Annotated in this window: 14 protein-coding genes and 1 pseudogene; 8 read left to right on the forward strand and 7 right to left on the reverse strand. The window is 69.8% G+C overall.

Annotated features, from left to right (window positions below; genetic code table 11):
• Window positions 1-21 precede the first annotated feature (21 nt).
• Window positions 22-387: a hypothetical protein gene (locus tag ACQPXS_RS47330; RefSeq protein WP_433456603.1), complete on the reverse strand. Its 366-nt coding sequence runs from the start codon at window positions 385-387 to the stop codon at window positions 22-24.
• A 1,435-nt stretch (window positions 388-1,822) separates the two neighbouring features.
• Here ACQPXS_RS47330 and ACQPXS_RS47335 point away from each other — a divergent pair.
• Window positions 1,823-2,740, forward strand: coding sequence for a replication-relaxation family protein (locus ACQPXS_RS47335; RefSeq protein WP_433456605.1), 918 nt, complete (start codon window positions 1,823-1,825; stop codon window positions 2,738-2,740).
• Window positions 2,741-2,811: 71 nt separating this feature from the next.
• On the opposite strand, the pseudogene ACQPXS_RS47340 reads toward ACQPXS_RS47335, so the two are convergent.
• The 3 genes and pseudogenes from ACQPXS_RS47340 to ACQPXS_RS47350 all read right to left on the reverse strand — a co-directional run.
• Window positions 2,812-3,054: pseudogene (locus tag ACQPXS_RS47340) on the reverse strand (WbqC family protein); the annotation flags it as partial.
• 29 nt (window positions 3,055-3,083) lie between these two features.
• Window positions 3,084-3,773: a YdcF family protein gene (locus tag ACQPXS_RS47345; protein ID WP_433456607.1), complete on the reverse strand. Its 690-nt coding sequence runs from the start codon at window positions 3,771-3,773 to the stop codon at window positions 3,084-3,086.
• A gap of 499 nt (window positions 3,774-4,272) precedes the next feature.
• Entirely contained in the window at window positions 4,273-4,746 is a 474-nt protein-coding gene (locus ACQPXS_RS47350) for a winged helix-turn-helix transcriptional regulator (RefSeq protein ID WP_365334520.1), read from the reverse strand.
• Between the two features lie 543 nt (window positions 4,747-5,289).
• Between ACQPXS_RS47350 and ACQPXS_RS47355 the strand changes: the two genes are divergently transcribed.
• Both ACQPXS_RS47355 and ACQPXS_RS47360 read left to right on the forward strand, forming a co-directional pair.
• A complete protein-coding gene (locus ACQPXS_RS47355) occupies window positions 5,290-5,988 on the forward strand; it encodes an SDR family oxidoreductase (RefSeq protein WP_433456609.1) in 699 nt (232 codons plus the stop codon).
• Between the two features lie 308 nt (window positions 5,989-6,296).
• Window positions 6,297-8,768, forward strand: a complete 2,472-nt coding sequence (locus tag ACQPXS_RS47360) for a SpoIIE family protein phosphatase (RefSeq protein ID WP_433456611.1) — start codon at window positions 6,297-6,299, stop codon at window positions 8,766-8,768.
• A gap of 616 nt (window positions 8,769-9,384) precedes the next feature.
• On the opposite strand, the gene ACQPXS_RS47365 is transcribed toward ACQPXS_RS47360, so the two are convergent.
• Window positions 9,385-9,975, reverse strand: a complete 591-nt coding sequence (locus ACQPXS_RS47365) for a TetR/AcrR family transcriptional regulator (protein WP_433456613.1) — start codon at window positions 9,973-9,975, stop codon at window positions 9,385-9,387.
• A 166-nt stretch (window positions 9,976-10,141) separates the two neighbouring features.
• Here ACQPXS_RS47365 and ACQPXS_RS47370 point away from each other — a divergent pair, with 166 nt between their 5' ends.
• The 4 genes from ACQPXS_RS47370 to ACQPXS_RS47385 all read left to right on the forward strand — a co-directional run bounded on the left by ACQPXS_RS47370 (window position 10,142) and on the right by ACQPXS_RS47385 (window position 13,247).
• Window positions 10,142-10,771, forward strand: a complete 630-nt coding sequence (locus tag ACQPXS_RS47370; protein WP_433456615.1) for a cysteine hydrolase family protein — start codon at window positions 10,142-10,144, stop codon at window positions 10,769-10,771.
• Window positions 10,768-12,345 carry an aldehyde dehydrogenase (NADP(+)) gene (locus ACQPXS_RS47375; protein WP_433456617.1) on the forward strand — a complete coding sequence of 526 codons (1,578 nt, stop codon included), beginning with the start codon at window positions 10,768-10,770 and terminating at the stop codon, window positions 12,343-12,345. Before ACQPXS_RS47370 ends, ACQPXS_RS47375 begins: the two co-directional genes overlap by 4 nt.
• Before the next feature lie 231 nt (window positions 12,346-12,576).
• Window positions 12,577-13,062 carry a lipocalin-like domain-containing protein gene (locus ACQPXS_RS47380; protein WP_433456619.1) on the forward strand — a complete coding sequence of 162 codons (486 nt, stop codon included), beginning with the start codon at window positions 12,577-12,579 and terminating at the stop codon, window positions 13,060-13,062.
• A 56-nt stretch (window positions 13,063-13,118) separates the two neighbouring features.
• Complete coding sequence (locus ACQPXS_RS47385; RefSeq protein WP_433456621.1) at window positions 13,119-13,247, forward strand: hypothetical protein; 129 nt, start codon at window positions 13,119-13,121, stop codon at window positions 13,245-13,247.
• Between the two features lie 442 nt (window positions 13,248-13,689).
• Here ACQPXS_RS47385 and ACQPXS_RS47390 read toward each other — a convergent pair whose 3' ends face one another.
• Complete coding sequence (locus ACQPXS_RS47390) at window positions 13,690-15,291, reverse strand: TROVE domain-containing protein (protein ID WP_433456623.1); 1,602 nt, start codon at window positions 15,289-15,291, stop codon at window positions 13,690-13,692.
• A gap of 797 nt (window positions 15,292-16,088) precedes the next feature.
• Here ACQPXS_RS47390 and ACQPXS_RS47395 point away from each other — a divergent pair.
• A complete protein-coding gene (locus tag ACQPXS_RS47395; protein WP_433456625.1) occupies window positions 16,089-16,226 on the forward strand; it encodes a hypothetical protein in 138 nt (45 codons plus the stop codon).
• A 411-nt stretch (window positions 16,227-16,637) separates the two neighbouring features.
• Here ACQPXS_RS47395 and ACQPXS_RS47400 read toward each other — a convergent pair whose 3' ends face one another.
• A complete protein-coding gene (locus tag ACQPXS_RS47400; protein ID WP_433456627.1) occupies window positions 16,638-17,990 on the reverse strand; it encodes a hypothetical protein in 1,353 nt (450 codons plus the stop codon).
• Window positions 17,991-18,110 lie beyond the last annotated feature (120 nt).

Below are 18,110 nucleotides of genomic sequence, written 5' to 3' on the forward strand. Positions count from 1 at the left end.
AGGATGTGGCGGGCCTTGTCCTCAACGCTCACCGGCACCGTCGCTCTGCTTGTCGGTCTTCACTTCCTTGAACATGCCGGCGACGAGCTTGTCGTTGTCCACGTGCCCGTCCGACATGTCCATCATGGCCTCGTGAATGCTCGTCAGCCCGAGCACCAGGATGCCCGCCGCGCTCTCGATCGACTTCTGGTGCGGCTTGTAGACGCCGCCGAACTGGTTGCCCTGCTCATCGTGGCCCCAGGGCTCGCCGAGGCCGTCCAGGGTCTTGATGAGAGTGGTCAGGGCCTTGCTCAGATCGGTGGCGCCCTTCTGGAAGGCCGGCGCCGCCGCCTTGATGTCGGCAGTCTTGATGTCCAGCACCTTGCCGGGGACCTTGCCGTCGCCCATCTATGAACCCCGTTTCAGTCGCGGCTTCCGACCCTAGGATGACCAGGTCAAGCTGGCCCCATGACCAGGTAATGCGGATGCGATGTTCGCTGGATATGGCTTGAAGCGGCGCATGCACGCCGATCGGATCGCGCTCAAACGGATCACCGTTCTGGACAACGACTTCTGGTTGGTCCACGGCCGGTTGATCCGCGGGAACCGCTTCGCCGGCGCCAGCGCGTCGATCCCAAGGGAGGGCAGCAAGATCCAGCCAGTGCGAGGTCCAGGCGCCAGCGTGTACCGGTCACGGCTACACAGGCCAGGCGGGCTTCGGCGTCGTCCACCGGATAGATCGCTGCCGAGCTGCTCTGGTCCGCCCGTTGATTCCCGTGCCGCGTACGAGGGTCCACTGCAGATCTCCCGAGTCCGTGCAGGCCTGCCATGATCCCAGCAGTCCTGTTGCCACCAGTCGGTCAAGCGTGGCCGGCAGTTCCGCAGGCTGGGTACCGCAGGCGCGCGCCATCTGGTCGAGTTCGCCCAGGCCGCTGCTGGATTCCGGGTCCGTGTGCGCTGCGAGGTACACGCTTGCCAGTTGAGGCAGCGCTCCGATCGCCCCTGCTGCACAGGAGGAGCCTGCGCGCAGTGCCCAGTCCGAGGCATGTCTTCGGTCGGGGCGGGCTGGGGCTTGGCCCAGCACTGTGACATCGAGCAGTTCAGCGGCGATCTGGTTGGCTGCGTTCCCGGAGGTCGTACGCAGCCATCGGGCCTGCTCCAACTCGCGCCACGGGTCCGAGGTGGTGTTGAGGCGGAGGCTGCGCAGCACACCTGTGGGCAGCCGGACTTGCATCCTGGAGTTCATGCGGGCACTGCTGGGGTTCAAGAGCGTCAACTCCTTCTCCAGCAGCCTGTCGCAGGGCAACCTGCCCTAGCTTGAAACCCCCGACGCCCTCACGGAAAAGGGCGGGCGCCGGCGGTGGACGCGCCGGCGGATCCTTGAGCAGGCCGCCAAGCCCCGAGGCAGAAACCGGCGGTGAGGGCGCCTTCGACCACTGCCCCATAGACGCGGCATCCGGTTACGGGTCGTTGGTCCCTTGCGGGCCGGGTGCCGCACGATGGCCAGCATGGCGTGGCTCGCCACCACGCCCCGCAGCAGCCCGGCTGCTGCGGACCGGCCATCGCCGAACTTCTCGCAGGGCCGCCCTCTCCCTGGTTCGCCGGCGGCCCCTTGCCGAGGTAGTGACGAACTCCCCCGCAAGCACAAGCTGCCCTGGCGCGGGTGCGGCCCGTGGTCGGGGCCATGGATGTCGGTCACGGCGCTAACCGCGCGGCTGTTTCGGCTTCGTGACCATGGTCGGGGCTTCATGGTCGGGGGTCTGGTCGGGGCCGGCGGGTTTCCTCAGCAGCAACCGAAGGTTTCCGTTTCGAAGACCGCCAGGCCGCGGAAGGAAGCACCGCCATGAGCAGCGCCGCACGGAGCACTCCGGCGACAAAACTGGCCCCCAGCCCCGCTGAGCCCCTGGCCCACCAGACACTGGCAGCGCTCGCCCAGCACCGCATCGCCACCACCAGCCAGTTGCGCCGGATGCTGCGCCCGGACGGCACGCGGCAGCTGATGTCCCGCGTTCTGAACAGGCTGCGCTCCGACGGCTTCGTCGACTGCACGGTGCTGCCGGACGCGAACCGCACGCGTACCAAGGCCTGGTACCTCACGCAGGAAGGCGCGCGGCTGACCCGCGACCTGCCCGTCCTGCGGGGGCGGCCGCCCTACCCCATCACCTCGACCATGGCAGCGTCGCTGAAGACCCCGCACACGCTCGCCGTCGTACGCGCCCACCTCGCCTTCGCCCAAGACGCCCGCCGGCTCGGTCACGAGCACGGCCCCTGGGACTGGACCCCCGAGGTGTCCCACTCCATCGGCGAAGGCGAGCGGATCGTCGCCGACGCCCTCATGTACTACACCGCCGTCGAGAGCGAACACCGACGAAAGCTGCGCGCCTTCGTCGAAGTCGACCGCAGCACCATGAGCAGCGAACGGCTGGCCGCGAAACTGATCGAATACGCCCGCCTGTTCCAGCACGAGACCCAGCCCGTCGGCCGCCGCAAGCCGCACGGCACCCCCGGTCCTGCCTGGCTGCGCTGGTATCCGGTCTTCCCCCGCGTGCTCTTCGTGCTCACCGGCGCCTCCCGGACCCGGCTGGAGAATCGGATGAACGATCTGCAGGCGATGGTGGCCCACCACCCACTCGTAGCGGCCCTCGCCCGCGAAGCCCGACTCGGAGCCGCCGTACTGGAAGACCTCGAGCAACACGGCCCCGCCCAAGCCGTGTGGATACCGTTGGCCGGCGACAAGCCCCGCCCCTGGACAGATCTGTAAGTCGCCTGCGCAAGCAATAGTTGTTGATCAGCTTGCCGTTCCCAGGAACTCGGCCCTGGAACGGCAGTCATTGAACGGCGGAGGTCAGCGAGCCGGGCGTCTTTGATCAGTGTCTGACGCCCGTGCGGCAGGTGTGTGGGAAGGGTGAGCCATTGTTGCCGTGCCGGGTCGGCGAGGACGGCAAGCCGGGCGCGGTGCTGGTAGTCCCGTCGGGCGAATTTGACGTCGTCCAGGACGATCCACCGGTCGGCGGCGTAGAGCTTGGCCAGCGTGGACAGCCGCGGGAAGAGGTTGGGTTGATGGATGGCGCATATCCCGCCAGGCTGCCCGAGGGTGCGCCGTATCAGCTGTTGATGAGGCGGCTGTCGAATCCGGCGCGCAGAAGGCGCTCGTAGGCGTCATAGACGTCCCTTGGTACCTCCTGCTCGACGGCGAAGCCGAGCTTCGGGTACTCGATCACCCGTTGCAGGTCACCGACGAGCATGTCGACGACGAGCTTCTCGTCGCCGATGGATTTGATGTAGTCATCCAGTTCCAGCGGCTCGGAGGCGCAGACGACGTGCACCTCGGGCCACAGCTTGCGGCACGTTGCGTACGAGCGGCGCTCCATATAGGGCTTGGAGATCAGCAACAGCGACTCGACCTGAACGCCGGCTTCGGCCAGCAGTTCGCGGGAGAAGGTGATGTTCTGGCCGGTGTTCGCCGCGTTCGGCTCGACCAGGATCACCTCGCCTGGCACGCCCAGGCTCAGGGCATGCTCGCGGTAGTGGACGGCCTCGCCGCGCGGGAAGCGGGCGCGGGTGGTGGGGCTGTTGCCGCCGCTGAAGACCAGGACGGGGAAAAGGCCGGCGCGGTAGAGGTCGGCTGCCGCGGTGGCCACGCCCAGATCGTGGCTGCCCAGTCCGATCGCCGCCGAGCAGGGGCGCGGTCGGTGCCCCATCTGGTGGTAGTTCCAGATCAGTGCCGCGTCGTGGAACTGCTTGTCAGTGATCTGGCGCTGCTGGTGCTTGGGCACTGACACTCCCTGGCTCATTGCTGCTGGCCCTATCGGATGCCCTCGATGCTGCGTAACTGGTGGCTCAGTCCATACTGCCGGGCTACCTCTCCACGTGAATCCACCGACATCGGACAGAGCTGCGCGCGGGCGGCACGGCCTGGACATGAGCACCGGACGGAACACCGCAGGACGGCCGGCCAGGGCCCCGTCGATGACTCCGGCGGACAGGCCCTGCGCTCAGTGGTCTCGCGGCCAGTCCCCACGTATCCGCGGCTGCGAGGACCGTCGGAAGAAGGGGCCCAAAAACCCCGCCCTATCGGCGGGAGCGGGCGCCACAGCAGCGAGGTGCGGGCGGTCAAGGTTCATGAGCATGCGGGTGTCCGCCCGGGGCGCGCACCCGCTGCCGGTGACTGCTCCCTGGCCACGGGGCAGGGCGCCACGCAAGTCTCCCTGGTAAACGGGGAGTTCAATGGAAACAGCGAGGGCTCTCCAGCCGCCAGCGGGGAGGGCCGGCTCGGCCTGCCTGCGACTTCGGTCAGGTCCTGGCCACCGTGTCCGTGATGCTGACCACCTCGGTGACGGGCACCTCGTGACCGTCGTCGTCGACGTACCCCACATGGACGGGTGAGCCGGAGCGCGTCCGCCGCAACGTGGAGGGGCCCGAGGGACGCGGGCGATGGAGGTCGCCCCACTGCTGGAGTGCGGACATCACCACCCGCAGATCGCGCCCCGCCTCCGTCAGGTGATAGCTCTGCCGCGGCCTGCTGCCCGGCTCCTGATAGGTCTGCGTGCACAGCACGCCGCTTTCGACAAGAAGCTTGAGCCGGGCGCTGAGCAGGTTCGATGCGATGCCCAGGGCTGACTGGATCTCGACGAACTTGTGGTGGCCGGCGAAGATCTCGCGGAGCACCAGGAAGGACCAGCGCTCGCCGAGTACCTGCAGACTGCGCTCGATGGAGCACGCCGGTTCGTCGTCCGTGGGGCCTGACCACTGCCGTTCGATTGACACTACCCACCTCCCACAGGGTGCCGACTCCCGCATGCGTCGGCTGCGGCACGGTGCAGGACGAGCCTACCTCCTGAGTTTCATCTTGCAATTCAGGCCTCCGATCACCGCTTCGACCGGCACGCCTGCAGAAGCGACCACGCGCCCCGGACCTGCCCCCACTGCAGCGCCCTGACCGCGGGCGTCCTGCCGACACCCGGCACCCGCACCGCCACTCCGCAGGCTCCTGCACCTCCTTCAACGGCTGCAGCACTGTGCAGCGCCCAGAGCATTGCAGTTCTTGATTAATCCACTGAAACCCGATTTAGTCTGACTTGCATATATAAATCCAGACGTTAGCCTGGGACCCAGGAGCGGCGTGCTGGACGCGAGCCGCTCGGGAACGCCTGACTGTGGGATGCCCTTCTGCCCGCGCCGGATGGTGTGGCAGCGGCCGTCGAGCCGATCGCAGCCGGACTCCCCGTTTGTGCCGGTCCTCCCGGCCGGCGGACGACCACTTACCGAGAGCCCGCCTGAACGGGGCGTGCCTGTTGCAAAGGAAGCACGATGGAGATCAAAGGATCAGTCGCCCTGGTGACGGGCGCCAATCGCGGCATCGGCCGTGCGTTCGCCCGCTCACTGATCAGCCACGGCGCAGCAAAGGTCTACGCCGGCGTCCGCGACCCGGCCGGCGTGACAGATGCCGACCTCGTCCCGCTGCGCCTGGATGTCACCGACCATGAGGACGTCGCCGCGGCCGCCGCCGTCGCGAACGACGTTTCCATCGTGATCAACAACGCGGGAGTCGGCGGAGGGAGCACCCGGCTGCTGGAAGGCACCTTCGACGGTGCACGCCAGGCGATGGAGGTCAACTACTTCGGCACCTGGGCGGTGGCCCGGGCCTTCGCTCCGGTCCTGGCCCGAAACGGCGGTGGAGCACTGGTCAACATGCTCTCGCTGGCGTCCTGGGTCGGCCAGCCGCAGTTCCCCGGATACGCGGCCTCCAAGGCCGCACAGTGGTCACTGACGAGTTCCCTGCGGCAGGCCCTGCACCCGCAGGGAACCCTGGTGGTGGGGGTGCATGCCGGTTTCGTGGACACGGAACTCAGCGCCTGGACCAACGCATCGAAGGTCAGTCCCGCCACCGTGGCCGAGCTGACCATGGACGCCCTGACCGGCGACCGGTTCGAAGTCCTCGCCGACGAGGAGACTCGGCGCATCAAGGCCACCCTGTCGCAGCCGGTCAGCGCGCCATCTGGCACCTGATGCGGCGCGGCGCCCGACGGTACGCCGGCCTGGGCCGGAAACGGCCGGCGCACACGGTCCTTGCGCAGGGCGTTGCGGACGTGCGCAGGCCGGGGAATCCCCGCCCCCGGCGCACCCCCGGCTCCCCGGGTCTGCCGCCCTGGGCGGGCACTTTCTGCCGGGGCGGCGGGGTGGCACGCGTTAAGTCCTGGCGCTTGGGGGGCAGCACCGCTGGTGGCCGGTGACCGGCGCGCGAGCACAACGGCCGGCCACCCGGCACGCCTGACCACGGGGGACTCAGACGCGGGGGACACAGAAAGGAATGATCGATGGGCAGTTCCCTGGAAGCGGCATTCTCCGTGGCCCAGACGGCCGTTGAGGCGGCCGGCGCCGGCGCGGCCATAGCCCTGCTGGATGCGGATGAGCGGGTGGTTGGTTGGACGCAGACCGCCGAGCGGCTTGTCGGCTACGCGCCCGCGGACGTGGTAGGCCGCTCCGCTGCCCTCCTGCTGGCAGACGGCGAGGACCGGGCGAAAATCTCGGCGTTCTTCGAGCAGGGCACCGCCCCCGGCCGCTGGTCCGGCTCCGCGAAGGTCCGTCACCGCGACGGCCACAGGATCGACGTGCGCCTGTGCGTGCAGTCGCTGTCCGGACAGGACGGCCGGGCCCAGTGGGTCGTCTCGGCGAGCGACAAGGCCACGCCTCCCTCATGGGCGGCGCACGGAGCGGCGCATCCCTCGCTCCCGGGGGCGCTGCATCTGCCCAGCCGCCTGCCGGTCGGTGTCGCGATACGCGACACCGAGCTGCGCTGCACCTGGGTGAACGACACGCAGGGCCTCAAGGACGGCATCCCCCTCACCCGGCGGCTTGGGCGCACGCTGGCAGAGGCGGCCCCCGGCTGCGAGGCCGAAACGCTCGAGGCGCTGATGCGCCAGGTGCTAGAGAGCGGCGTCCCGACGCTCAACGTGGAGTACCGGGCGTTTTTGCCGCCGCAGGCACGCACGGAACGCACGCTGACGGCCTCCCTCTTCCGCCTCGACGACGCACAGGGCCGTGCCCTGGGCGTGTGCGCCGTGAGCGTGGATGTCACCGACAGCCGACGGGCCCGCGAGCGTCTGGCGATCCTGGGCGAGGCCGGCAAGCGGATCGGAACCACCCTGGACGTCATGCAGACCGGCCAGGAACTGGCCGACCTCGCGGTGCCGCTCCTCGCGGACTACGTCACCGTCGACCTGGCGGAGTCGGTTCCCCTCGGCGAGGGGCCCCTGGCCCGCCTCGGACAGGGCGGACGCCCCCGCGCGTTCCGCCGGGCGGGCCTGGCCTCGATCCACCAGGTGGCCCCGGGCTCCCCCATCTCTCGGGGGGAGCCGGTCCCCGTCCCACCGGCGTCGCCCTTCGCCGGCGTCCTGCGCTCTGGACAGTCCCACTTCGAGCCGGTGCTGGACATCTCGCCCGGCACCTGGGCGGAGCACCACGATGCGGCGCCGGTGGCGATTGACGACGGCTCGGCGCACTCGCTGATGGTCGTCCCGATCCACGCGCGCGGTGCCCTGCTGGGCGTGGCGATGTTTGTGCGGACGGATGACCGTGCGCCGTTCGAGGAGGACGACCTGCTCCTGGCCGAGGAACTGGTCAGCTGGGCCGCGCTGTCCCTGGACAACGCCCGCCAGTACGCGCGCGAACGCTCAGCCGCTCTCGCCCTGCAGCGCCACCTGCTCCCCCACCACGCAACGGGCGGGTCCGCCGCCGACGTGGCCTGGCGCTACCTGCCCGCAGACAGTCACCACGGCGTCGGGGGCGACTGGTTCGATGTGATTGCGCTGCCTGGCGCCCGGGTGGCCCTGGTCGTCGGAGACGTAGTCGGGCACGGCATCAACGCGGCCGCGACCATGGGCCAGCTCCGCACCGCCGTACGCACCCTGGCCAGCATGGACATGCCTGCCGATGAACTGCTGGCCCGTCTCGACGAGCAGGTCATCCGCCTCGCCGAAGCCGATGCCGACCCCGGGGACCCGGCCGGCGCAACGATGGCCGCCACCTGCCTGTATGTCGTGTACGACCCGGTGACCCGGTGTTGCACGATCGCGCGGGCCGGCCACCCGCCGCCCGCGATCATCGATCCGCGCGAAGGCGTCACCTTTCCCGATCTGCCCACCGGGGCGCCGCTCGGCCTCGGGCTGGTCCCCTTCGAGTCCGTGACACTTCAGCTGCCCGAGCACAGCGTGCTCGCCCTCTACACCGACGGCCTGATCGAGGACCGTAACGACGACATCGACACCGGAATGCACCGCCTGAGCATCGCCCTGGCGCGGCCTGGCCTCCCGCTGGACGAACTCAGCGCGTCGGTGGTGGACACCCTCTCGGCCAGCGCACCGGACGACGACGTCACCCTGCTCCTCGCCCAGACCCGCGCGCTCGGCCCGGACCAGGTCGCCTCCTGGCAGCTTCCGGCCGACCCGGCCGCCGTCAGCCGCGCCCGGGCCCTGGCCACCGGGCAACTGGCCCAGTGGGGACTGGATTACCTGTCCCCGTCCACGGAACTGATCGTCAGCGAACTGGTCACCAACGCCATCCAGCACAGCGACGGCATGATCGGCCTACGCCTCATCCACCACGAGTCGCTGACCTGCGAGGTCTACGACACCAGCACCAGCTACCCGCGCCTGCGCCACCCCCACACGATGGACGAGAACGGCCGCGGCCTCCTCCTCGTCTCGCAGCTGTCCCGCAGATGGGGAACCCGCCACACGCCGGAGGGGAAACTCATCTGGGCCGAACAGCCACTGACATCCAGTTCGTGACGCCGCACCCTCACACCCTTGGTGTCAGTCGGGGTGTGACCCATCGCGCCCGTATGCGGTGACGAGGCCGTGCGGATGCCGCCTGGTGCCGCTCGGGCGGACGCAACTGTTCCGCCGATCCCCCACCAGAGGATCCCCGTGAAAATTCCCAAAATACTGAACTACGTCAAAATACGCCGAACCCCGGACTTCCCGCGACCGTCGGACGAAGTGTGCAACTGGCGCCACTCATCTGACGGTTGGCCTGCCTCGACGTGTTCGGCGGTCGAGCCGTCCGCCTGGGCCTGCGTCCGAGCCGCCGGCAGGCTCCGGGGCCCGCCGCGAGCCGACGGCCGCAAAGACGGCTGCGGACGAACAGGAAGCCTCGGCCGATCGCCGCGGCGCCAGGGCCCCTCACACCCCGGGCACGGCCGCTGGCACCGCTTTCCGGGCGGCAGGCCAGGCACTGCGCCCACCGCCGGCAAGCCGGCCGCGCCGCGATGACGTTTTGACCGGGCGCGGACGAGAACCTGGCGGTGGGCCCGCGCACAGCATCGGCCGGAGATCATCCCGTCGCGCTGCGCCGGATGCGGCCTGGGTACGTTGCCGGACGGCGACCAATCCGTGCCGGTACACGTCAGGCGGCGTCGGACGGGGCCCCCGACGCGTGCCGCCCGAGCCGGCCGGCAACCGTTTTGAGCAGTTCGTCGGAGAGGTGGGGATCGGCCACGGCCCGGGCCATGAGCGTGGCGCCGACCAGGGCGCTCAGGGTGAGCATCGCCTCGGCGCGGGCCTGCTCGGAGTCGTCGCCGAGGCCGGCGATCAGGTCGAGGTAGGCGCGGACCTGTTTCTCGTAGGCCTCTTTGAAGTGCTGGTCGCCGCGTCCGGCAGCGGCGCCGAGGGTGACCAGGGCGCAGCCGGTGGCCGGCGCGTCGCGGTGCTGTGGGGCGAGGTAGGCGCCGACGAGGCCGGCACGCGGATCCTGTTCGTTCTTCCGCGCGGCTCGCTCCATTTTCGCCGAGCCCTCGGCCAGGGCCACGGCCGAGGCCTGGGCGATCAGGTCGTCCCGGGAGGCGAAGTGCTTGTAGAAGCCGCCGTGCGTCAGTCCGGCCTCCTTCATGAGGTCGGCGACACCGGGACGGTTCACGCCCTCGGCGCGGACCTTGCGGGCCGCCACCCGCAGCACCCGCTCACGGGATGCCGCCTTGTCCGCCTGCGAGTGCCCCATGTCGGGCCTCCCTTCGAGGAGCGGCGCATGTCGCCGGACGAAAGATGATTCGCATCATACACAGGACGCAAAATGCCGCTGTGATCTGCATCTATTTGACTTTCAAGATGATGGAGGTAATCCTCAAATCTGGATGTTATCTGTCATCCAGATCGGAGGAGACACCATGACCGAGACCTACGTCCCCCGCCGCACCGCGGTCCTGCTCGTCGATCCTTACAACGACTTCCTCTCCGAGGGCGGCAAGATCTGGCCGCGCCTGGAGCCCATGGCGGCCGAGACCGGCCTGCTCGACCACCTGCGCTCGGTGGTCGCCTCCGCCCGCCAGAGCGGCGTGCGCGTGGTGTTCGTCCCGCACCGCCGCTGGGAGCCGGGCGACTACGAGAGCTGGGACCACCCCAATCCCACCCAGCAAAAGATCCAGGAGCGGCACAGCTTCGCCCGCGGCACCTGGGGTGGGGAGTTCCACCCCGACCTCCAGCCGCAGCCCGGCGATGTGGTCGCCCAGGAGCACTGGGCGCAGAGCGGGTTCGCCAACACCGACCTGGACCTCCAGCTCAAGCAGCACGGCATCACCCACGTCGCGGTGATCGGCCTGCTGGCGAACACCTGCATCGAGTCCACCGGCCGGTTCGCCATGGAACTCGGCTACCACGTGACGCTGGTGCGCGACGCCACCGCGGCCTTTCTCCCCGAGGAGATGCACGCCGCGCACGAACTGAACGGCCCCACCTACGCCCACGCCATCGTCACCACGGACGAACTCACCGCCGCATTCAAGGGAGCCCAGGCATGACACTGACCGGAGAACTACTGATCGCAGGGGCCGCCGTGCCCGCCACCGCGGGAACGATGAAGGCGCTCAATCCCGCCACCGGAGAACTCCTCGAGCCCGCATTCGCCTTCGGCGGCCCCGCCGAGGCCGACCGCGCTCTGCGCCTCGCCGACGAGGCCTTCGACAGCTACAGCCACACCTTTCTGGCCGAGCGTGCCGCATTCCTCGACCTCATCGCGGACAAGCTCGAGGCGGTCAAGGACGAACTCGCACAACGCACCTCGCTGGAGACCGGCCTGCCCGCAGCCCAGTTCGAGGGTGAGACCCTCAGGGCGGCCGCGCACTTCCGCAAGTTCGCCGCCGTCGTCCGTCAGGGCCGCTTCCTCCAGGCCGCCATCGACCCCGCACAGCCGGACCGGCAGCCCGCACCGCGCATGGACCACCGGATGCAGAAGGTGGCCCTGGGCCCCGTGGTGATCTTCGGCGCCAGCAACTTCCCGATCTCCTACTCCGTCGCAGGCGGCGACACCGCCTCCGCTCTGGCCGCCGGCTGCCCCGTTGTCCTCAAGGCGCACAACGCCCATCCCGGTGCCTGCGAGATCCAGGGCCGCGCCATCCAGCAGGCCATCGCCCAAGCGGGACTGCATGAAGGCGTCTTCTCGCTGGTCCGGGGCGCAGGCAACGAGATCGGCGAGGCACTGGTGGAGCACCCCCTGGCGCGGGCGGTCACCTTCACCGGCTCCGAGGGCGGCGGCATGGCCCTCTACCGCCGGGCCCAGCAGCGTCCCGACCCCATCCCCGTGTTCACCGAGATGACCAGCGTCAACCCGACCTTCGTCCTGCCCGCCGCCCTGGCAGCCCGGGGCGCACAGATCGGTGCCGGCCTTGCCCAGTACGCGCAGTACAACGTCGGGCAGGCCTGCCTGAAGCCCGCCCTCCTCCTCGCCATCGACGGGCCCGGCTTCACCCAGCTACGTGACGCGGCGACGGCCGAGGTGGAAAAAACAGCCGCGCGGACCATGCTCACACCCGGCATCAACGACTCCTACACCCGCAACGTGCGGCGGATGGAGGAGGACGGCGCCGCCCGGATCGGCGCCGGAGCGGCCCCGGTCCGCGCAGGGGACGGCCAGTCTCTGCTGCACGAGGTCACCGGTGAGCAAGTGCTGGCCGAACCGGCCCTGCGTGAGGAGGTCTTCGGCCCGTCCATCCTGCTGGTCCGGCTGACCGACATGCAGCAACTGCACGAGGTGGCCCGCGCCTTCAGAGGACAGCTGTCGGCCACCATGCACGCCGACGCACCCGACCGCGCCGCCGCCGCACAGCTCCTGCCGATCCTGGAGCGCCGCACCGGCCGCATCGTGATCAACGCCTTCTCCATACCGCAAGAGGTCTCCCACGCCTCCGTCCACACAGGCCCCTTCCCGGCCACCTCCGACAGCCGCTTCACCTCCGTCGGCATGAGCGCGATCGAGCGGTTCCTGCGGCCCGTCACCTACCAGGGCTTCCCCGACGAACTGCTGCCCGAGCCACTGCGCGAGGCCAACCCACTGCACCTGTGGCGACTCGTCGACGGCGAACCCACACGCACCTGACCTCCACAGCCTCCCCGCCCCACAGGGCCCCCCGACTCTCCCTCCCCCAACACACCACCATGAACGCACTGTCCACCGGCGAGCGGTCTTGCGTGCCGCACGCCGTGCGCCGGCCGTCACCGAACACCAGCAGACGCCCCGGCGAGGCCGGCTGTGGCTCGTCCCGCCGCCGCGGGACACCGCACGCACTGGGGCCGGACAGGCGAACCCACCGATGAAAGGAGCCCATTCATGACAACCAACGACCAAGCGGCGGCGCGCAGCGAACGCCGTGCCCGCGAAGACCTGCGCAAGAAGCTGACGGGCGTCTGGGAACTCGTGTCGTACACCGCGACAAGCGCCGACGGCCAGATCATCTACCCCCTCGGCCCCAGGCCACACGGGCTGATCGTCTACACCTCCCACGGCTACATGTCCGCCCAGCTGGGCCGCGGCGACCGCCCGAACACGGGATCCGATCGTCTCGAGGAAGCCGCGGCGGACGAGCTGGCGCAGGCAGCGCTGACCTATGTCGCCTACGGCGGTCCCTTCCACGTCGTCGACCCCTCGACCGTCAAGCACCACGTCACGACCAGCCTCTTCCCGAACTGGGTCGGACAACCGCAGGTCAGGACGGTCAGCTTCGAAGGCGACCTCCTGAAGCTGAGCCTGCCCACCCCCACTCGCCTCTGGGGCACAGACCGCACCGCCGAACTCACCTGGCGCAGAGCGGACTGACGCCACCTCCCTTCCCCCTTCACGGCTGCGCCGGGAGGCGCATCTACGGTGAACGCGTGCGCGGGGCCGCCTGGTGGACCGTCGCACGGTGGTTCATCGTCGGCCCGCACCCGGTCCTGCTGCTGATGCTGGCCGACCTTCCCTGCTCGGTACTCCCCAACTCGCCGGCCCGTGCGTCGACGTGAAGCAGTGGTGGGCCCCGTACTGCATCACCGCGACCGCCCGAGAGCACGAGCACGCCCGCCGCGCCCAGGCCGAAGCCGACTCCCTGCGTGCCCAGCAGCTCTCACGGCGCCCGGCCCGCCGCCCGCAACCCCCGTGCACAGTGCCCCGCCCGTGCCCTGGCCCTGGCCCTGGTCGACGACTGCAGCCAGCTCTTCCCCCATCCTGCTGGCGTAGCGGCGGGCACTCGGCCGCGAACTGACCGCTGGGCAGGGCAGGTCAAGGCGGACGACGTCGAGAGCCTCCCCCAGACGTGACCGACGATTTGGAGGCCCGGACTGCGGCTGGACACGATGCCCGGCGGATACGTGAAGGTCTCGGACTACCGCGACCACCGGCCGCCCGACGCGGTCACCGCCGGTTACCGCATGCTCATGTGCTGAGCTCAGGCCCGTGTCTTTCGGATCAGGTCGGCTCAGCGGTCCACGGCCAAGCGGCCTCGCGGTCGGCCTCGATGAGGCCGACCATCCGGAACGCGGCGTCCGTGAGGCCACCGAAGGTGTGCCGGTGGGGGCCGGTGGGGCCGTGGGCGGGCCGATACCCCGCCAGGTTCCAGATGTAGACCGGGATGTCGGCCGGGACCGGTTCGGCCGGCTCGCCGGGGCCGTAGGGGGCGGCCTGCTCGTCGGTGACGATCAGAACCCGATCGTGCTCCCGGTAATGGGTCCGCACCGCCTTCGTGGTGTGGGTGCCTCCGAGACTGTGGAAGCGTTTCAGCACCTCGAGCACCGGCTCGCCCGGCTCGAACGGCACCTTTGCGCTGCTCCAGCCGAACTCCACCAGATCCGCCTGCTCGGCGCGCATGGCCAGCGCGGTGCCGAACACGGCCGCCGCGTCCGCCCGAGTCAGCTTGGACCGCTCGGAGACGGTGTCCCAGAACATGGAGTCGGACCGGTCCACCAGGATCAGAGTCCGGCCGGGCAGGGGCGGCACGTTGGCCAGGGAGTGCCCCAGTGCCCGTTCCAGCGCGTCCGCCCAGCGCTGCGACGGCGCGTGCTGGTGGGCGGCCAGGTAGCGGAAGGGAAACTGCCGGGACCGGGCGACCTCGGAGGCGTCCGAGAGCCGTGCGGCGACCTGGGCCGCGACTTCGTCCGAGACCCCCGCCTCGTCGAAGTTCCGCAGGTTCCGCAGGAGCGCCATCGGCGCCATCGTGGGGATCACGGCTTCCCAGACAGCGGCGTCCATCGGCCCGTGGAGCCAGCCCGCCAGGGCCTCCCACGTCATGCCCGCCGCGGCCAGCCGCTCGGAGCCGCCCGGCCCGGTCACCATCGCCCGCCGCTCGTCCGCAGCCGACTCCATCAGCGCCCGGTGGGCGGTCAGCAGGTGGTCGGAGGCCGGCGGAACCGCCTGATCCGGATGATGGCGGCGGTCCAAGGCGTACCGGAAGAGCGCGCCCTGCCAGGGCTTGTCCGGGTCGGGGGAGGCGTGCACCAGGTTGAGCACGTCGCCGAAGCGGAAGCCCTTGGACGCGGTGTCGTACTTGAGCAGGGACCGGGACGTGTACAGCCGGCGTACAGCGTCGGCGATGCCCCGCTTCACGGGCTGCGGCACCTTCCGCCCGTGCACCGAGATCCAGTGGGCGAGCAGTTCGCCGGGCTCGTCGGCTCGCTGGAGCACCGAGTCGATCACGGACCGGTTGGACGGGCCTGCAAACGCGCCGGCCTTGAGCCGAGCCTGCACGTACGCGGCGGCGCCCACCAGGGACGCCGTGCGCATGTTGCCCTCGCCGCGAAGCCAGCGCAGCAGGCCGGCCGTCCACACGGGGTCCTGGACAGCGAGTTCACCGACGAGACGGGTGTAGCGGTCGTCCCGCTCCTCACCGCTCTCGTAGAAGGTCCGCTGGGAGACGAAGTTGCCGACCGCAAGGAGAAAGAGTTCCTCGCGGGGCTCCCGGACGAAGGCCGGGCCGCCCTCGTAGGTGCACAAGTCCGCTCCGGCGGGCCCGTGATGGAACCGTGGTGGGGGCAGGGAGCCGGCGGCCGCCGAGATGTGCGGGGCCACGAGCATCTCGGACCAGATCTTGGAGACGCGTGGGGTGTAACGAGGCAGCGAATCCCCCCGGATTCAAAGGATGGGACGGCCCCGGCCAAAAGATCTGACGGGGCGAAGACGCCCGCGCCTGCCGAGATCAAAGAGGGCGGCGGCGTCACTTGGTTGTCAGAAGGAAGTAGCCGCAGCCGGGCGCATCGCAGGCGCGGTCGCGATGCCAACGTACAGGTGCCACCGGGCCGCACACCAGCGATTAACACAAGGCCCACGGGAGCACGCGTCCCGCCCGCCCGGGCAGCAAGGCAGGGTCCGGGTCGCGAGTGTGTGCGCCGTCGTCGACGCCTCGGGGGCGTGGGTGACGGTACGACGGCCGCCCCAACTCCGTGATCCCGATGCTGCCACGTTCATTGGGGCCCGTCGGGAGTGGAACGAGCAGATCAGGGAGTGGGTTCCCGCTCCACCAAGACCAACTGAGGCGGTGACCCGTTCCCGGCCCATGGGCCGCGACCAACCGTCACGTCGGCCCCAGCACCAGGGAAAATTCCGTCCCCTCCGCGCTGGCCCGCCGCGCTCAGCCCCTTCGTTCTCCCCCTCCCCCGCTTCCTGCCCCAGGAGTTGCCAGGCTGCGAACGCTGCGACCGGCCCGTCTACGCATTCCCGCCCGCCGCTTCACCGCCGGAATCGCGGCGCTGCCGCCCACCGCCAGCGAGGCGCTCGAAACCGAGGTCAACGCCGAGGAAGCCGTCGCCTACAACCGCAGCCGTGTCGCCACCGCCACCACCGTCGCCCTCTACCGCAGCGGCTATGTGCTGCCGATGCCCGACGGTCACCTGGACGATGCCGTGCACGCCCTGGACTTCCCCTACTCGGTGCCGAGCCCGGAGACCCGCGCCGCCATCCGTGCCGCGCTCGCCGTCCCGGAAGCCGACTACACCGTCACCGTCACCCACTGACCAGCCACCCGCCCTTACCTCCGGGCCATCCGCCACGGGCGGCCCGCGACGGAAGGAGACCTAGTGTTTCCGCCGCCGTGCTGGAAGACCTTGAGCAACACGGTCCCGCCCAGGCCGTGTGGATGCCTCTGGTCGGCGGTAAACGCCGCCCACGGATGGACCTGTGAGTCGCCTGCGCCGGCGATAGCTGTTGATCAGCTTGCCGCCCCAGGAGACCGGTCCTGGGGCGGCAGGCAGTTTTCCGAACCGTGGGGCCGCTTGCTTAGCGTCCTGCGATGCGCGCGCCATCGAACTGTCGTACGTGTGGGTGCAGCAGGGAGGATGCGGCACGCTCGCTGCCTGCGCCTGGGGGCCGTATCGTGGGAGGTGCCTCCGGGGTTTGCCGACAGCTCCCCGGAGGCCCCCACATTTTCAGGCCTTGGCCGCAGCCACCTGCCGGACCCGCCCAGCGATCTCCTTCACCGCGCGCGTCTTCGCGTACGGCGCCAGGTCCGTGCGCATCGTGGCGAAGTGGTCATCGCCACGGACGGATGAGACATGCTCGTACTCATCCAGGAACCGAGCCCACGACTCGCATGCGGCCTCCACGTGCCCGTACCGCAGTTGACGCTGCGCGAGGACCGCGTAGGCGTGGACGCGGCCCTGCCGCTCCTGCGCGGGTTGCACACGGATCGACTGCTTCATCGCCTCGATGCTGCCCGGCAGGTCACCCTCTTCCATCAGCACGTGGGAGACGTGGAAGAGGTAGGCGGTCTGGTCGTAGCCGCCGATCGCATCACGTCGGTTGTCGGCTTTCGCCAGCGCCGCCTCGGCCTCGCGCAACCGGGCATGGGCCTGGCGCCGGTCCCCGACCATGGAGGCCGCGTGTGCCTGCTGTCCCCGCAGGAATGCCGCCAGGCGGGGGCCGGCCGACGGTGCCGCCTCGGCCGCCGAGTCCGCCAACTGAAGTGCCATCCGGCCGTGTCGCAGGTTCGAGGCTTGGAGGGACATGCCACGCAGCGTGCGGCAGTAGGTGAGGTGGTCGCCCGCCTCGTCGGCGAGCTTCAGCGCCGTGGTGTAGTACGTCTGCCCCAGGCCGTGGGCCTTCTCGTACATGGCCATCCAGCCCGTCAGGTAGGTCAGGTCGGACGCGGCGGCGAGCATGTCCTGCTTCACTGGCTCGGAGGCCTGCGCCCTGAGCCACGGGCCGACGGTGTTGACGAGGAACGCCGCCGCCATGGGGCGCGCGTGGCCGGCGCCGAACTCGTCCAGGATGTCGGCGATCCGCTCCGTCATCGAGCGCACCGAGGCGACCTGGGAGGCGCCGATCCGGGTGGTGGCCTTGCCCGGGGTGACCGGGTCGTCGGCGGCTCGGGCGCTGCTGCTGCTGAACGCGGGCACCGTCAGCGCGGCAGAGAACAAAGTCGCGGCCAGGACACTGCGACGGGATGGGTCCATATCCGCCCTTCCGAGGTCGATCAACTCCTCAACAGTGTCGACTGGTTCGGAGCCGTCTGCGGGGCGGGCGGCCTGAAGTCCGGCTTCCGCGTGAGTGACCGGTCGCCCTAAGCGGGCGGACAGCGCCTCAAGGATCAAAGGCCTGACCTCGGGTTTCGGTGGCGTACCGGCAATCCAGTGCGCGACAGCGGTCCGGTCGTACGTCAGTTGCAGTCCGGCCTGCGGCCCGAGCCTGTTGACTTGCTGCGCTAACTGCGTGCGCGTCCAGCGTGCCTGCTCAAGCAGCCTGTCCAAGGCTGGATTGGGCGTGCGTTTCCTCGTGGCCATGTCTCAACTCCCGACAGCTCCATGGCGTTCACGGTGTTCACGGTCGCACCTACGGCCCACGGTACCCGCAGACGGTGACCGCGCGATTACCTCTTACGAGTAAAGCGACTGATCTCGGCC

This window comes from Streptomyces sp. CA-142005 (genome assembly GCF_050942335.1).
Taxonomy (GTDB): Bacteria; Actinomycetota; Actinomycetes; order Streptomycetales; family Streptomycetaceae; genus Streptomyces.

Excerpts from the sequence above, each read along its gene's own strand:
- ACQPXS_RS47370 (WP_433456615.1), top strand. The coding sequence starts at position 10,142 with ATGACCGAGACCTACGTCCCCCGCCGCACCGCGGTCCTGCTCGTCGAT.
- ACQPXS_RS47380 (WP_433456619.1), top strand. The coding sequence starts at position 12,577 with ATGACAACCAACGACCAAGCGGCGGCGCGCAGCGAACGCCGTGCCCGC.
- ACQPXS_RS47395 (WP_433456625.1), top strand. The coding sequence starts at position 16,089 with ATGCCCGACGGTCACCTGGACGATGCCGTGCACGCCCTGGACTTCCCC.
- ACQPXS_RS47390 (WP_433456623.1), bottom strand. The coding sequence starts at position 15,291 with ATGCTCGTGGCCCCGCACATCTCGGCGGCCGCCGGCTCCCTGCCCCCA.
- ACQPXS_RS47330 (WP_433456603.1), bottom strand. The coding sequence starts at position 387 with ATGGGCGACGGCAAGGTCCCCGGCAAGGTGCTGGACATCAAGACTGCC.
- ACQPXS_RS47360 (WP_433456611.1), top strand. The coding sequence starts at position 6,297 with ATGGGCAGTTCCCTGGAAGCGGCATTCTCCGTGGCCCAGACGGCCGTT.
- ACQPXS_RS47400 (WP_433456627.1), bottom strand. The coding sequence starts at position 17,990 with ATGGCCACGAGGAAACGCACGCCCAATCCAGCCTTGGACAGGCTGCTT.
- ACQPXS_RS47365 (WP_433456613.1), bottom strand. The coding sequence starts at position 9,975 with ATGGGGCACTCGCAGGCGGACAAGGCGGCATCCCGTGAGCGGGTGCTG.
- ACQPXS_RS47335 (WP_433456605.1), top strand. The coding sequence starts at position 1,823 with ATGAGCAGCGCCGCACGGAGCACTCCGGCGACAAAACTGGCCCCCAGC.
- ACQPXS_RS47345 (WP_433456607.1), bottom strand. The coding sequence starts at position 3,773 with ATGAGCCAGGGAGTGTCAGTGCCCAAGCACCAGCAGCGCCAGATCACT.
- ACQPXS_RS47355 (WP_433456609.1), top strand. The coding sequence starts at position 5,290 with ATGGAGATCAAAGGATCAGTCGCCCTGGTGACGGGCGCCAATCGCGGC.
- ACQPXS_RS47375 (WP_433456617.1), top strand. The coding sequence starts at position 10,768 with ATGACACTGACCGGAGAACTACTGATCGCAGGGGCCGCCGTGCCCGCC.